Source organism: Streptomyces sp. NPDC030183 (assembly GCF_055573455.1).
This window is the reverse complement of record NZ_JBVIBK010000031.1, coordinates 43,289-58,669: the sequence shown is the minus strand read 5'-3', so window position 1 is coordinate 58,669 and position 15,381 is coordinate 43,289. Positions and strand designations below refer to the sequence as shown.

The following is a 15,381-nucleotide window of genomic DNA, read 5'->3' as shown; positions in this document are numbered from 1 at the left end:
CTAGCCAGGGGGATCCCGCCGGTCAGGTGGCTCCTGGGCACGGTTCGTTCCCCAACGGGCGCCGGGCGGTGCCCCTTTGGTCGTCCTGGGTCACGGAGATCCGGGGCCGGACCCGGTCGGGGAAGGCGCGAAGGTTCCCGCGGGCGTGTTCCGGGGAGTCGTGGACGTGCGGAAGACGAGCCCCGGGCCGTGCTTCCTGCCGAGCACCTCCGTGACGTAGTGGTTCATCCGCTCGATCTCGTCGTCCCGCGAGTAGACCCGGACCAGCGCCTTCCGCTGTTCCAGGTCGACCTGGCGCTGCGTCCGCTCCCACTCCGCGCGGGCCGTCTCGTCGGTGCCGTCGACGGGAGCCTTGGGTACGGCGTCGAACTCGTCCTGGGTGCGGACCGGGAAGGAGTCGACGGGGACGAGGACGTGGTCGGAGCCGCCCGGACCGGGCACCGCGCGGTACACGATGATGTCGAGACCGTCGACCTGGTTGGCCGCGATCTGCGCCTTGAGCCGGGGCCACTCGATCGTCGTGAGCACGCTCTTCTGGGTGGTGCCGTCGAGGACATGGGCGGTGACCCAGCCCTTCAGTCCCTCCACGTACGTCTGCGACAGGAGCCGCCACAGTTCGCCCAGGGCCGGTGACGCGCTCCAGCTCGGCAGGCCGAAGAGCAGACCGTCGAAGATCCGGCCCTGGATGGACGCCTCCAGGACCGTGCCGCGGCCCACGCTGACGTCCTCGGTGGCCTGCGCCGAGCCCATCTTCGACCAGAGCTGGCCGCGCTGCGCCGACGCGTCGGCGTGCCGGTCCAGGATGTCGAAGAAGCCCTCCTTGGTCTGGTTCTGCTTGTACCAGGAGTACTGGACCTTGTTGCCCTGCACCGTCCGGTGCTGGAACCCGGCGATGACGGCGCCGATGGCCGCGTGGTCGATCGGGGTGGTCTCGTCGGTGTCGGCCTTCTCCAGGTCCCGCTCGATGTTGGCGAGGAAGGCGGTGACGCCCTGCTTGAAGGAGTCCATCTCGGCGAGGGCGCGGATGCCGTTGATCCGGCTCCACAGCTGCTGCTTGTCCTGGATGAACCGGATCTTGCGGGCGTCCGCCGGGGTCATCGACTTCGCGGAGCCGGACGATCTGTCGGAGCCTCGGGAGGACGGCCTGTCGGAGCCCTGGGAGGACGGCCGGGTCGGCGACCCGTCCTTCCCCGCCCGCTGCACCACCGGGCCGGAGGCCCCCTGCCGTAGCGCCTTCACGGTGGCCGCGTTGCCCGCCGACTGCTGGAGGGACGTCACCGACACGGCACGGGGCCCGGTGAGCGGGGCCCGGGGTGAGGGCGTCCGCGGCTGCCGGGCGGGGTCGTGGTCCTGGTGTGCTCGCATACGGCTGTCCCCTGGAGAACTGGAGAGGCGGAAGGGCGGATGAGTGGCCGGCCCGGCGGGTCAGGCGCTGGTGTCCATGCGCTCGGCGGGGTCCGGCTCGCGGTCGCTGGAGCTGGCCGGTGAGTCGGAGTCGGTGTTGTAGTCCCAGGTCGCCCCGACGGGTACCTGCGTCGTCTCCCCGTCGTGTTCCTCGCACCGCAGCAGGAGCGTGGCGAACGTGCCGCTCACGGTGTCGTCGATCCGCTTCGCCAGCTGGGCCGCCTTCTCGACGCTGAAGTCCGCGATGTCGGTGTTGGCGGCGCCGCTCACCCATGCCGGGCCGGGCCGGATCGTCGAGCCCGCGTACAGCTCGATGAAGCAGCTGACGCAGGGGCGTTTCACGCCGGCGATGTGGTCGTCCGAGATGCTGCCCGGCGCGGCGGCCCCGATGATGGTGCGCTCGGCGTGCTTGCCGTCCTTCGTGGGCACCGGCACCGTCATCGGCCCGGTGAGCGCCTGGAGGACGTCCCAGAACTCCGGGGGCGTGGACTCCGCCTCCTTGGCGAGCAGACTCCTCAGCTTCTTCATGTGCCGCGTCTCGCGGTCGGTCTGCCCCACGACCGTCTCCAGCAGCTCGACGATGTACTCCTTGGCGGCCTTCGTGCCCGCGCCCTCGCGCAGCACGTTGTTGACCTTGACGCGGTTGGTGGAGACGAACAGCTTGAACGCGGCCTCCACGTCCGGCGCCTCGGTCACCTCCATGCCCGCCTGCACCTCCTCGGGCCGTTCGTTCTTCTGCAGCATGGCCCGGTTGACGACGGTGGAGATCCAGCGCAGCACCTGCTTGGTGCGTTCACCGGCGTAGCTGCGGGGTGCCACGCCCTGCTCGGAGGGGATGTACATCTGCCCCTTCTTGCTGGTGCCCGCGGCGGCCGCCTTCTGCTCGTCGGTGGCCCGGGAGCGGTCCACCTTGTGCAGGGTCAGGCTCTGGTTCGCGCCGTGGGCCTCCCAGCCGAGGGCGATCAGCGCCTGCTTGACCGCGTCCGACGGGCTGACGGACGCCCCCTTGGCACCGGCCCGGCCCTTGGCCTTGGTGACCCGGCCGCCGCTGGTCCTGGAGGAGGAGCCGGCGGCCGGTGACCGCTGCACGGCCGGCCGGCCCGCGTCCCCGCCGTCCCGAGGCGCGGGGGCGGCCTCGGCCGTGGACCGCTGCACGGGAGCCGGTCCGTTCATCGCCTCCCGCGCGGTCTGCCGCGCCTCGACCTCGGCCCAGTCGCGGGGGTCGGAGATCATCAGGCCGTCGCCGTTGTCGGTGCCGGGCACGGGGCCGCGCTTCTGCTGGCCGATGTGGGCCAGCTCCTCGGCGAGGACCTCCTTGTCGCCGCCGTCCCACACCACGTGCGGGTACGAGGCGTACGCCTGCGCCTCGATCTGCGCGGCGGAGTCCAGGGCCGCCGCGTCGGTGTGGAGGCGTACGTCGCTGAAGTCCTGGCCGCCGAACCGGCCCTGCATCTCGTTCAGCAGCGGCTCGTCCATCCGCTGTCCCGGTGAGCGCAGCACCTCGTGCACCGCCGAACGCTGCACCGACGGGCCGTGACCGCAGTGGGCGTCGTGCTCGTGCCGCTGCTCCTCGACCGCCCGGGCCACGGCGGCGTTGCCGGCCGCCCGTTGCAGCGCGAGGAGTCCGGCGGCGGGGCCCGGCGCGGGGGTGCGGCCCGCGCCGGCCCGCCCCCGGGTCTGGTCGGTCTCCTTGTCCTGCGCGCGCACGGGGCTCCCTCGACGGCCTGGGTACGTACCGGACGTACGTGCTTCCCAGGGCTACCGGAGGGCGCCCGGCCGTGGCAGAGCCGCGAGGGCAGCCTCGCGGGCAGAGCGGGTGGGCCGAGGGTCACCCAGGCAGGGCGGGATGCCCCTGCGGGCAACGGGAATGCCCCCGGACAGGCACCGGAGGACGTTTCGGGGGACGCGCTTCGCGCGTGAGGGTGACAGACGAACTGTCTCGTACCCCGAGGAGCGCAGAGCATGCCGTCCTACCTGTCGCCCGGCGTCTACGTCGAGGAGGTGGCCAGCGGCTCGCGCCCCATCGAGGGGGTGGGCACCTCGGTGGCGGCCTTCGTCGGCCTGGCCCCGACCGGCCCGCTGAACGAGCCGACCCTGGTGACCAACTGGTCCCAGTACGTCGCCGCCTTCGGTGAGTTCACCGACGGGTACTACCTGGCGCACTCGGTGTACGGGTTCTTCAACAACGGCGGCAGCGCCGCGTATGTCGTCCGTGTCGGCGGCACGGACGGTGGGGCGGCCGGGGGCGGCACCCCGGCCGCCGTCACCGCTTCCGCCGCCCCGGCGGCCCTCCCGGCGGGCGAGCCGCAGCGGCTGGGCACCTTCACCGTGGCCGCCATCGCGGGCGGTTCGCTCAGCGTCGAGGTCACCGACCCGGAGGGCGAGGGCCCGGCGGAGCGGTTCCGGCTGGTCGTCAAGGACGGCGACAAGGCGGCGGAGACCTTCGACGTGACGGCCAAGAAGGGCGGCCGGAACTACGTCGTCACCCAGGTCAAGGAGCGCTCCAAGCTCATCTCCCTCCAGGAGGCGGCGCCCGCCGCGCAGCTGGTACGCCCCGACAACCAGACCGTGGCGCTGGCGGCCCCCGCGACCCCCGCCCCGGCGCCCGCCGCGACCGGCGCGGACGAGACGCACCCCGGCCCGCGCGAGTACCTCGGGGACTCCGCCGACCGCACCGGCTTCGGGGGCCTGGAGGCGGTCGACGAGATCTCCATGGTGGCCGTGCCCGACCTGATGGCCGCCTACCAGCGCGGCGCGATCGACCTTGAGGCCGTCAAGGCGGTCCAGCTGGGGCTCATCGCGCACTGCGAGCTGATGGGCGACCGGGTCGCCGTCATCGACCCGCCGCCCGACCTCAACGCCCGGCAGATCAGGGTCTGGCGGCAGGAGACCGCCGGCTACGACTCCAAGTACGCGGCCCTCTACTACCCGTGGATCAAGGTCTTCGACCCGGCGTCGGGCCAGTCCCGCACGGTCCCGCCGAGCGGCCACGTCGCCGGCGTGTGGGCCCGCAACGACTTCGAGCGCGGTGTGCACAAGGCGCCCGCCAACGAGGTCGTGCGCGGAGCGGTGGACCTCGAACTCCAGATCACCCGGGGCGAGCAGGACCTCCTCAACCCCGTCGGCGTCAACTGCATCCGCGCCTTCCCCGGCCGCGGCATCCGCGTCTGGGGCGCCCGCACGATGTCCTCCGACCCGGCCTGGCGCTATCTGAACATCCGCCGGTACTTCAACTACCTGGAGGAGTCGATCCTGATCGGCACCCAGTGGGTGGTGTTCGAGCCGAACGACCACGCCCTGTGGGCCCGGATCCGGCGCAACGTCTCGGCGTTCCTCGTCAACGAGTGGCGCGGTGGAGCCCTCTTCGGGCAGCGGCCCGAGGAGGCGTTCTACGTCAAGTGCGACGCGGAGACCAACCCGCCGGAGTCGGTCGACCTCGGCCGGGTCATCTGCGAGATCGGGATCGCCCCGGTGAAGCCCGCCGAGTTCGTGATCTTCCGGCTGGCCCAGTTCTCCAGCGGCAGCGGGGAGTTGGAGGAGTAGGCGCCGACCCTCCGTAGCAGTCCGCCCCCTTCCTCTCCCACGCGACTCCTCAGAAGGACAGCGAACCCATGAGTCTCATGCAGGCCGACAGCCTCACCTCACACAATTTCGGCCTCCAGATCGACGGGGTGATGGTCGAGTACCTCGCCGAGGTCAGCGGCCTCTCCCTGGAGCAGGACGTCATCACCTACCAGCAGAACTCCGCGCAGGGCCGCCCCGAGGTCAACCTGCTGCCCGGTGTGCAGCGGAGCGGTCAGTGCACCGTCGTGCGCGGCATGACGCAGTCCGCCTCGTTCACACAGTGGATCAACGACTCGATCGCCGGGCAGATGAGCTCGGCCCGCAAGAACGCGTCGATCATCATGATGGACTTCCAGAACAACCCGGTGAAGCGCTACAACATGCGCAACGCCTGGTGCAGCAAGGTCGACGCGAGCACCCTGAAGGCCGGCGAGGCGTCCGCGCTCACCGAGACCGTGACCATCGTCTTCGAAGAACTGGTCATCGAGTAATGCGGCGTACGGCAGGACGCACGGCCCTGGGGGCGCCGGCGACGGGCCCGGGGCCGGCCACCGTGGCGGACGCCCCGGCCTCTCCCGGTGGCTCCGCCCCCGGCTCCGCGCACGTCTCCGCCCCCGGGCCGGCATCCGTGCCGGAGCCGGTGGCGGTGCGGCAGCAGCTGCGAACAGAGTTCCCCTTCGAGCTGCCGCGCGGCTACGTCGACGAGTCCGGGACGGTCCACCGGGACGGCGTGATGCGTCTCGCGACCGCCCGGGACGAGCTGATCCCGCTGCGCGACGTCCGCGTCCAGGAGAACCCGGCGTACCTGTCGGTGGTGCTGCTGGGCCGGGTCATCACCCGGCTCGGCACGCTGCCGATGGTGCACGACGGGATCGTGGAGAACATGTTCGCCTCCGATCTGGCGTTCCTTCAGGACTTCTACCGCCAGGTCAACGCGGAGGGCCACACCCGTGCCGCCGTGGAGTGCCCGCACTGCTCCGAGCCCTTCGAGGTCGAGCTCGGCGGGAGCCGCCTGGGGGAATCGTGACGTACGCGACCGACCGGCTGCACGAGGAGATCGCGTACGTCGCCTACCACTTCCACTGGAGCCTGGAGGAGATCCTGGACCTCGAACACCCTGACCGCCGCCGTTTCACGGAACAGATCGCGTCCCTGGTGACCAGGGGCGGGGCGGAGGTCTGAGCGGTGGGCTTCTTCGACCGCCTCAGGGGTGGTGCGGGTCCCGCCGGTCGGGGCCCCAGAGGGCAGGCGACTGCCGGGCGCGGCCCCGTGGGGGGCGGGGCTGACGTCGGGGGGAGTTCTGCGGGGTCCGGGAGTTCGGTGGGTTCCGCGAGTTCGGGGTCTTCTGGTGACTCGGTGCCTGCGGGCGGTTCCGGTGTTCCGGTGGCGGGGTGGGTGCGGTTGGCGCCGATCCAGCGGGCCGCCGTGCGCGACGCCGCTGTCGCCGACGCCGGGTTCGGCGGGCGGCTGACCACCTGGCAGAACCCGTCCTTCACGGGGTCGCTGTCGCACGCCGTCCTGCCCGACGCCCCGAGCGGGCTGATCAAGGACGTCCTCACGGCTTCGGCACGGCCCACGTCCGGGCTGGAACTGCCCTCGCTCACCCTGCCGGTGGCGAGGGCGGACGCGGAACCCCTGGGCCAGGGGCCGGCCTTCGGCACGGCCGTGGAGGCTCCCGCCGAGGGCTACGACGACGCGTACGACCACACGTACGGCGCCCCGATCAGCGCCGCGCCCGATGAGGTTCGGCCGACCGGGGTTGAGCGGCCGACCGGGGGTGGGGGGCCGAGCGAGGGTGGGCGGCCGGCTGTGGGCAGGCGGGCGGCTGACGCTGGTCGGGCGGTGCAGCGTGCGGAGCGGTCGGTACAGCGTGCGGAGCGCGCCCATCCCGTCCGGGTGTCCCGGCCCGTGGGGCCCCGGGTCACTCCGGTGCCTCCGACTGCCCGTCCGACCGCGTCTCGGCCGCCTCTGCTGACGAAGGGCCCCGCCGCGCCCGCCGTGCAGCGGCGCGCGCTTCCGGCGGTACGACGCCAGGGGCCGGGGCCCGGTGGATCGGCGATCGGCCCCACTGCGGGCGCTGCGGGCGAGGGCTCCACGGCGGTCGGCGTGCTGGGCGACAGCTCCACCGCACCGGGCGTCGCGGGCAACGGCTCGACGGCGGATGCTCCGGACCACCGCTCCATGACCGAAGTTCCGGGTGACGGTTTCGGCACATCGGCTGGTCCTGCGGCAACTGGCGGGGCCTCGGTGGGCGACAGCGGAATGGTGTCGCCGAGCAGTTCGGGCGCCTTGCCGTCGGGACGCGGCACCGGAGCCGCCGTCAGCGGAGTGGCCTCGGCCGGTCCGGTGACCACTGGCAGCGCGGCGGCGGGCGTTGGAGGCACGGCGGGCCGTACCGGTGTCCAGCGGGCGGCGCTCGGTTCCGACAGGGCGCCGTCGAACCCCGGTGGCCCGGGTGCCGTGTTCCCCGGGCAGTCCGATGCCGGTCCCGACGACACGTCTGCCGCTGTTCCCGACCGTACGGTGACCGGCCTTGGCGGGCCCGTCGCCGAGGACAGTCGTACGGCGGCCACGGTTCAGCGGGCGACGCGCGAATCCACTCTGCCAGCGGCCGGCCACAGCGCTGCGCAGCCGCTGCGGAGCGAGGCCGTGGGCATGGCGCGCGGGCCGGCGGCGCCTGAGTCCGGCGGCGGGTCGGCGGGCGGGTCCCGCGCAGATACGCCGGTCCCGAACGCCCCGTACCCGGCACGAGAAGGCGACAGCGGCGTGGGGGCGGCTGAACCGAGTCCTCAGGCGGCTGAGCCGAGTCCTCAGGCGGCTGAGCCGAGTCCTCAGGCGGCTGAGCCGAGTCCTCAGGCGGCTGAGCCGAGCCTTCAGGCGGCCGACGTCCAGCGGGCGTCGAGCCACCCGATGGGTCAGCCGGCTGCGTCAGCCGACTCACCCCGCAGCGACGGCGACGGCAACGGCGTGCACGGCCCTCGCGTCGGGGCGAAGGGCCCCGTCGGCGGGCGGCTGGACGTCCAGCGAAGCGCGGCTCCCAGCAACCGGACGTTGACCGAATCCACCCCTGGCGCGCAGCTTCAGCGTGCTCGAACGGCAACCGGCCCCACGCCTTCGACGACCACCCCCGGCCGTCCGGCGCCGACGGACTCGTCCGGCCCGGTGGCCGCGACCGCCCCACAGGCACCGACAACACCGACAGCACCGACAGCACCGACCAACTCGAACGGGAAGGTGGACGCCCCGCGCCCTCACGTCCCGCCGACCACCGACGCCCCACTCGGCGTTCAGCGGTCGACGGTCACCCCGAGTACCTCGTCCAGCGCCCCCGCCGCCACTCCGGCAGCCTCCCGTGACATGACCGCCGGATCTGACGGCACCAAGTCGGACGTCCAGAGGTCCACACCCCAGCCGACCGGCGCCTCCTCGCGCGTCACCGGCCCGAGCACTCCGACGCCGAAGAACACCGTCGCGTCCACCCCCACCACACCCGAGAGCAAGACCCCTGCGCCCAGCACTCCTCCGTTCCCGGCCCCCCGCCCCCTACAGCGGAGCACCACCGGTCGGACCCGGCGCATGGGCCTCGGTGCCCCGACCTCCGTCGACGTGCCGTCGCCGCCCGCCACCCGGGCAACTCCCACGTCGTTCAAGCCGACGCCGACCCCGACGTCACCGTCCGCCCCGACCACCACCCCCACAACCACAGCAGCGGCCGGTGCCACAGCCAGTCACACCCCCGGAACACCCGCATCCGCACCCACACCCACACCCACCACCGCCTCCCCCACGCCCCCCGAGCACTCTCCGCCCCCCGCACCGGCCGTATCCGCACCCGCACCCCCCGCAGCAGGCACCCCCACAACCCCAGCCGCACCGACACCCGCACCGACAGCCCACCCCCCGGTCCAACGCGCGACCACACCACCCCCGGTCCGCCCCCTCACCCCCACTCGCGCCCTCACCTCGTCCATGCCCGCCGCGACACCCCCTACCGTCCAGCGCAGTGCCACCCCCGGCGCCGTGCCCCTGCGCCGCCCCGTCCCCCAGCGCGGCACCCCGCAGACACCGACCTCTGCCCCTGCCCCAGCCCCAGCCCCAGCCCTCACCGTCCAACGCCTCTCCGCTGCCGAGCCCGAGCACCCCCGCACCACTCCCGCACCACTCCCCGGCAGCCCTCCGGCACTCCCTCCCCCACCCCCCTCACGGCCGAGCGCACTGCCCCTCGCGCCGGTCATCCAGCGAAGCCCCCGCAGAGCCCACACCCCCACGCCCCCGCAACCGCAACCGCAACCGCAGTCCCAGTCGCAGTCGCAGTCGCAGTCGCAGTCGCCCAACCCGCCCAAACTCCCGACCAACAGCCCGCAGCCAGGCACCCCCGCACCCAAGCCCACCCCCCTCCAGCGCAACCCCCTCCACCCCACCCCCGCCCAGACCACCACCGCCGTCTCCCCGGTCACCGCGCACCGTTCCACGCCCGGCTCCACCACCCAAGCCGCAACCACCACCCAAGCCGCGACCACAACCACGGCCAAGGCAGCCGCCAGTACCTCCGAGGCCCCTCCCGAATACGTCGCCGTCCCCGAGGGACAGTTCGACCCCCGTGCGCTGAGCGACTTCCAGTTGGACGAGCTGACGCACCGCCTGATCGGCCGGATCACCCGGCTCGTCCGTACCGAACTCCGCCTCGACCGCGAACGCATCGGCAGACTCCGCGACCCCCGCCACTGACCCCCACCAGCCCGGCTCCCGAACGCCCGACGACCCGAACCCGCGACTCACGCCCCCGGCGGCCACCATCCGCACCCGGCACCGCACCACCCGCCCCGACCCCCAGAAAGGCCGCCCCCGATGTCCCGCGATCTCGACCCGGGCTCCACGATCTTCTTCACGCTGACCATCGACGGCGAGAGCCTCGGGTACTTCAACGGGTGCGAGGGACTCTCGTCGACGGTGGAGATCGAGCATCGTCAGGAGGGCGGGAACAACGGGTTCGTCTGGCAGTTGCCGTCCCGTGTCACCTTCTCCACCATCCGGTTGACCAGGCCGCTGACGCCGGACACGGCGAAGGTCGCGGCGTGGATCTCGTCCGTCGCCACCGGCGTGAAGCGGCCGACCGCCCAGATCGCCGCGCTGCGCGCGGACGGTTCGGAGGTCGCGCACTGGGGGCTGATCGACGTGCTGCCGGTGAGCTGGCAGGGCCCCACCCTGGACCCGGCCAACCCGAGCGTCGCCACGGAGGTCCTGGAGATCACCCACCACGGGTTCACGGACTGAGGGGGCGGGACAGACCATGGCAAGGGGCACCAAGGGCGGCGCCGGCAAGAGCCTCGTGCGCGCCACGCTCGCCATCCACGAGCCGCCGGTCGGCACCAGCACCAGCAAGGGCGCGCTGATCGAGACGTTCGCCTTCGACTTCAACCCGGCGCGGTTGCAGCTGAGCCGGCGCGCCCAGTGGAAGGTGACGCCGACGGCGGCGGTGCGCGACGGTTCCGTGCCGGAGTTCATGGGGCCGGAGCCCCGTGAGATGACCGTCGAGATCTTCCTGGACTCCTCCGCCAAGCCGGGCGCCACCACGGTGCTGAAGAAGGTGGAGTCGCTGATGGGGTGCTGTGAGGTGACGTCGAAGAGCATCGCCGCCAAGCAGCCCTCGCCGCCGTGGGTGGAGTTCCAGTGGGGGGCGTTCTCGACGGCCCGGTTCACGGCGTACGTCAGCTCCGTGGACGCCACGTACTCCCTGTTCGGGACGACGGGCGTGCCGATCCGGGCCACCTGTCAGGTCCGGCTGCACGAGATCCCCACCAAGACCAAGGGCCAGAACCCGACCTCGGGCGCGCTGACCGCGCGGAGCGTGCACCGGGTGGTGGCGGGCGACTCGCTGCAGTCGCTGGCGTGGCGGGAGTACGGGAACGCGGCGGCGTGGCGGGCGATCGCCGAGGCCAACGGGATCGACGACCCGACCCGGCTGACGAGCGGCGTGGTCCTCGTTCTCCCGGCCGCCGAGGAGGTGGGTCTCTGATGGTGAAGCCGTCCCACTCCAACGTCGTCCACGTCACCATCGACGGCAACAAGCTGCCGACCGAGTACGCCGATCTGCTCGTCGGCGGCTGGGTCGACCTGGGGGCCGGGGTGCCCGGCGCGTTCCGGCTGACGTTCCGCGACCCGCACGGGCTGCTGCTCGGCAAGCTGAACATCAGGTTCGGCTCGCTGGTGGTCATCGCGTCCGTCGCCGACGGCAAGGGCGCGGGTTCCCCGCTGCTCACCGGCGAGGTCACCGGGATGGAGACCGACTACGACGGCACCGGCACGTTCACCGTCGTCCGCGGCTACGACCCGGGGCACCGGCTGATGCGGGTGCGCAGGGTGGCCGCGTACCGCAACCAGACGGCCGCCGACATCGCCCGCAAGCTGGCCTCGGCGAACGGCATCCCGGTCGGGCGGATCCAGGGCACGAAGACGGTCTACGAGTTCATCAGCCAGTCGAACGTCACCGACTGGGACTTCCTGGCGCGGCTCGCCGACGAGAACGAGATGGTGATGTCGCTGGACTCCAAGGGGAAGTTCCAGTTCGTCGAGCCGAAGCCGGCGTCGGGGGCGCCCGCGACGAGCACCCCCGGCGAGAAGAGTCCCTTCGTGTTCCAGGCCGGTGTCGACGTGCTGCGCTGCCGGGCCGCCGTGACCGCCGCCGACCAGGTCGACAAGGTGGAGGCGCGCGGCTGGAACGTGACCACGAAGAAGAAGCTCACGGCGACGACGAGGGCGGCCTCCAGCCCCGGTGTCGCCATCGGCACCACCCCGCGGAAGGCCGCGAACCCGTTCAAGGCGGCGAAGCTCGTCGAGACCGACCACCCCTACGACCGCCAGGCCGAGGTCACGCACGCGGCGAGCTCCCTCGCCGACGACATCACCTCCGCGTTCGCCGAACTGGAGGTGACGGTGCGCGGCAACCCCGAGCTGCGGCCCGGGGTGCCGATCACGCTGACCGACGTGGGCACGCCCTTCGAGGGCAAGTACACGTGCACCGCCGTACGGCACACCTTCGGAGACGGCAGCCACTACGAGACGTTCGTGACGGTCAGCGGGCGCCAGTGGCGCTCCCTGTTCGGCCTGACCTCGGGGGGTTCCGCGGCGGCGCCGAGGCTGCCCAGTGTGGCCAACGCGCTGGTCACCGACGTCGCGGACCCGCTGAAGCAGGGGCGGGTGAAGCTCCAGTTCCCGTGGCTGGACGACGCGTACGTCAGCGACTGGACGCGGACGGTGCAGCTGGGCGGCAAGGGCGGCGGCGGGATCTTCCCGCTCGACGTCGGCGACGAGGTGCTGGTCGCCTTCGACCGGGGCACGCTGGACCACCCGTTCGTCATCGGCGGCCTCTACAACGGCGTCGACAAGCCGACGCCCGTCAAGGACGTGTGGCTGCACGACCCGGTCAAGAAGAAGGCGATCCGGCACACGCTGTCCGACCGGGACGGCAACCGGGTGGACCTGCTCAGCCAGCAGACCGGTCCGCGCAAGCAGGGTGTGCGGCTGGCCACCGGCAACGACCGGCTGATCGTCAACCTGGACCGGACCAAGACCGAGATCACCGTGGACAGCAAGGGTGCCGTTCGGATCAAGGGCGGCACCTCGGTGTCCGTGAACGCCGGTACGGATCTGACGCTGAGCGCGCGGCGGTCCGTGACCATCAGGAGCGGCGGGCCCCTCACCCTCCAGGGCAAGGGGCTGGTCGGTCTCCGCTCGCTGGCCGGGACCGTGCAGATCGACGCCGTGGGCCCGCTGGGCCTCAAGGCCGTCAAGGTCGACATCGTCGGCGGCTTCTTCGTCAACCAGATCAAGTACCCGTTCGGGTGAGGGCCGAGAACGGCGCCGGGACGTCACCCACGTCCGACACCGAAGCACCGCAGAGACACACGTACGTCAGGAAGGGAGGCCGGCCCGCAGATGGCCGAGCAGTTCGTCGGGTCCGGTTGGGCGTTCCCGCTGCGCATCGGGCCGACCGGAGGCATCGCCCTGGTCAGCGGGGAGCGCGAGATCGAGGAGGCGATCCGGCTGATCCTCGCCACCGCGCCCGGTGAGCGGCCGATGCGCCCCGAGTTCGGCTGCGCCATCCACGACCTGGTGTTCGCCCCGGTCAACGAGGCGACCGCCGGCCGGATCCAGCACGAGGTGTACGCGAGCCTCGACCGCTGGGAGCCGCGCATCGAGGTCAGCGAGGTGGAGGTGACCGCCGGCGCGGAGCAGGGCGTGCTCTTCATCGACGTCCGCTACGCGATCCGCGGCACCAACAACCCGCGCAGCCTGGTCTTCCCGTTCTATGTCATCCCCTCCCACGACGAGCCGGACGTGACGTCCGAGGCTCCCGAAAGCGACCGCTGATGGCCCTGCCCTCCCCCAATCTCGACGACCGCCGCTTCCAGCAGTTCGTCGACGACGCCAAGCGCTACATCCAGCAGCGCGCCCCGGAGTGGACCGACCACAACGTCTCCGACCCCGGTGTCACCCTCGTGGAGACGGTGGCCCACATGGCCGACCAGATCGTCTACCGGCTCAACCGGGTGCCGGAGAAGAACCACCTCGCGTTCCTGGACCTGGTGGGCATCACGCTGTTCCCGCCGTCCGCCGCCCGTACGGACGTCACGTTCTGGCTCTCCGCCCCGCAGGAGGAGCCGGTGCTGATGCCCGTCGGCACCGAGGTCGCCACCGTGCGCACCGAAAGCGAGGAGGCGGTGGTCTTCGCCACCGAACGCGAACTGGCCGTCGTGCCGTGCGAGTTGCGGCACCTGGTGGTGCAGCTGAGCGGTGAGCCGGTCACCGACCGGACCGCCGACCTCGCGGAGGGCAAGGACCTGATGTGCTTCGCGGAGGCACCCCGGCCCGGCGACTGCATGCTGCTCGGTCTGAGCGCGGCCGTCCCGTCGTGCGCGGTCGCGCTGGAACTCGACAGCCGCGTCGACGGTGTCGGCGTGGACCCCCGGCAGCCGCCGCTGGTGTGGGAGGCGTGGACGGAGGACGGCTGGGCCGCGTGCGAGATCGACCGGGACGGCACGGGCGGCCTGAACAGGCCCGGCGCGGTCGTCCTGCACGTCCCCGGCGGCCACACCCTGTCCCGCACCGGCGGCCAGGAGGCCGGCTGGCTGCGCTGCCGGGTCACCGAGTCCCTCCCCGACCAGCCCTTCTACACCACCTCCCCGACCGTGCGCGCCGCCGAGGCGTTCACCCTCGGCGGCACCACCACGGCCGTGCACGCGGAGACGGTGTACGACGAGGCACTCGGCGAGTCCACGGGCCTGCCGGGCCAGCGGCTGCGGCTGGCCCACGCGCCCGTCGTCGGCGACACCCCGCCGGTGCTGCTCCAGACCGCCGAGCACGAGGGATGGACAGACTGGGAGGTCGTGCCCTCCTTCGCCGCGTCCACCCCGCACGACCGGCACATCACCCTCGACGCCGCCACCGGTGAGATCGCCTTCGGCCCGGCGGTCCGCGAACCCGACGGCACCCTGCGCCAGTACGGGGCCGTGGCCCCCAAGGGTGCCGTCATCCGGGCCCGCCGCTACCGCACCGGCGGCGGCCGAGCGGGCAACGTCGCCCGGGGTGCCGTCCAGGTCCTGCGCACGTCCATCCCGTACGTCTCCGAGGTCGTCAACCGGGAGGCCGCGCGCGGCGGTGTCGACGGGGAGACGGTGGAGGAGGCGAAGGTCCGGGCGCCCATCACCCTGCGCGCCCAGGAACGCGCGGTGACCTTGCGCGACTACGAGGAGCTCGCGCGGCGCGCCGCCCCCGACACGGCCCGCATCACCTGTCTGGAGGGCGACGAGGGCGAGCACGGGGCGTACGCGGTACGGGTCCTCGTGGTGCCGCAGGCCGTACCCGACCCCGGCGGGCGGCTGCGCTTCGAGCAACTCGTGCCTGGAGACGGGCTGTTGCGGCGCATCACCCGCCACCTCGACGAACGGCGCCTGATCGGCACCCGGTTGGCGGTGGGTCCGCCGTTCTACCAGGGGATCACCGTCGTCGCCACGGTGCACGCCTTCCGGGGCGCCGACACCGACCGGGTCCGGCGGCAGGCCCACGACGCCCTCTACCGCCACCTCGACCCCCTGACGGGCGGCGCCGACGGCCGGGGCTGGCCGTTCGGCCGCCCCGTCCAGGCCGGGGAGGTCTTCGCCGTCCTGCAACGTGTGCCCGGCGTCGAACTCGTCGACGAGGTCCGGCTCCACCCCGCGGACCCGCTGACCGGCAAACGGGGCGACCCCACCGACCGCATAGACCTCAGCCCGCCGTCCCTGGTGTTCTCCTTCGACCACCGGGTCCGAGTGATCGGGGACAAGCAGTGAGCACCCCGCCCCGGCCTTCGTCGCCGCCCCGGCCGACGTCGCCCCTCCTGGCCGTGGCGCCGCTCCGGGCCACGTCAGCATTCCC

The 15,381-nt window shown here is 72.6% G+C and carries 12 protein-coding genes; 9 read left to right on the top strand and 3 right to left on the bottom strand.

Annotation, left to right across the window (positions count from 1 at the left end):
• Positions 1-90: 90 nt before the first annotated feature.
• A complete protein-coding gene (locus ACZ4Z2_RS31195) occupies positions 91-1,365 on the bottom strand; it encodes a hypothetical protein (protein WP_468080574.1) in 1,275 nt (424 codons plus the stop codon).
• Between the two features lie 60 nt (positions 1,366-1,425).
• Positions 1,426-3,111: an eCIS core domain-containing protein gene (locus tag ACZ4Z2_RS31190; protein WP_468080573.1), complete on the bottom strand. Its 1,686-nt coding sequence runs from the start codon at positions 3,109-3,111 to the stop codon at positions 1,426-1,428.
• A 255-nt stretch (positions 3,112-3,366) separates the two neighbouring features.
• Here ACZ4Z2_RS31190 and ACZ4Z2_RS31185 point away from each other — a divergent pair, with 255 nt between their 5' ends.
• The 4 genes from ACZ4Z2_RS31185 (at position 3,367) to ACZ4Z2_RS31170 (ending at position 6,150) form a co-directional block, all read left to right on the top strand.
• Positions 3,367-4,947 carry a phage tail sheath family protein gene (locus ACZ4Z2_RS31185; RefSeq protein WP_468080571.1) on the top strand — a complete coding sequence of 527 codons (1,581 nt, stop codon included), beginning with the start codon at positions 3,367-3,369 and terminating at the stop codon, positions 4,945-4,947.
• 68 nt (positions 4,948-5,015) lie between these two features.
• On the top strand, positions 5,016-5,459 hold the full coding sequence (locus ACZ4Z2_RS31180; protein ID WP_055522741.1) for a phage tail protein: 444 nt from the start codon (positions 5,016-5,018) through the stop codon (positions 5,457-5,459).
• On the top strand, positions 5,459-5,995 hold the full coding sequence (locus ACZ4Z2_RS31175) for a hypothetical protein (protein ID WP_468080569.1): 537 nt from the start codon (positions 5,459-5,461) through the stop codon (positions 5,993-5,995). Before ACZ4Z2_RS31180 ends, ACZ4Z2_RS31175 begins: the two co-directional genes overlap by 1 nt.
• Entirely contained in the window at positions 5,992-6,150 is a 159-nt protein-coding gene (locus ACZ4Z2_RS31170) for a DUF6760 family protein (RefSeq protein ID WP_099970623.1), read from the top strand. The genes ACZ4Z2_RS31175 and ACZ4Z2_RS31170 overlap by 4 nt, the downstream gene beginning before the upstream one ends.
• 2,105 nt (positions 6,151-8,255) lie before the next feature.
• Here ACZ4Z2_RS31170 and ACZ4Z2_RS31165 read toward each other — a convergent pair.
• Positions 8,256-8,447 carry a hypothetical protein gene (locus ACZ4Z2_RS31165; protein ID WP_468080567.1) on the bottom strand — a complete coding sequence of 64 codons (192 nt, stop codon included), beginning with the start codon at positions 8,445-8,447 and terminating at the stop codon, positions 8,256-8,258.
• Between the two features lie 1,369 nt (positions 8,448-9,816).
• On the opposite strand from ACZ4Z2_RS31165, the gene ACZ4Z2_RS31160 reads away from it, so the two are divergent.
• From ACZ4Z2_RS31160 to ACZ4Z2_RS31140, 5 genes are all read left to right on the top strand, one after another.
• A complete protein-coding gene (locus tag ACZ4Z2_RS31160; protein ID WP_055521704.1) occupies positions 9,817-10,242 on the top strand; it encodes a phage tail protein in 426 nt (141 codons plus the stop codon).
• A 16-nt stretch (positions 10,243-10,258) separates the two neighbouring features.
• Positions 10,259-10,984, top strand: a complete 726-nt coding sequence (locus ACZ4Z2_RS31155; RefSeq protein ID WP_468080565.1) for a CIS tube protein — start codon at positions 10,259-10,261, stop codon at positions 10,982-10,984.
• The gene (locus tag ACZ4Z2_RS31150; protein WP_468080563.1) at positions 10,984-12,813 is read left to right on the top strand and encodes a VgrG-related protein; all 1,830 of its coding nucleotides are present in this window, start codon (positions 10,984-10,986) and stop codon (positions 12,811-12,813) included. Before ACZ4Z2_RS31155 ends, ACZ4Z2_RS31150 begins: the two co-directional genes overlap by 1 nt.
• 90 nt (positions 12,814-12,903) lie before the next feature.
• The gene (locus ACZ4Z2_RS31145) at positions 12,904-13,338 is read left to right on the top strand and encodes a GPW/gp25 family protein (protein ID WP_055539368.1); all 435 of its coding nucleotides are present in this window, start codon (positions 12,904-12,906) and stop codon (positions 13,336-13,338) included.
• Complete coding sequence (locus ACZ4Z2_RS31140; protein ID WP_468080562.1) at positions 13,338-15,296, top strand: putative baseplate assembly protein; 1,959 nt, start codon at positions 13,338-13,340, stop codon at positions 15,294-15,296. The genes ACZ4Z2_RS31145 and ACZ4Z2_RS31140 overlap by 1 nt, the downstream gene beginning before the upstream one ends.
• Positions 15,297-15,381: the final 85 nt, after the last annotated feature.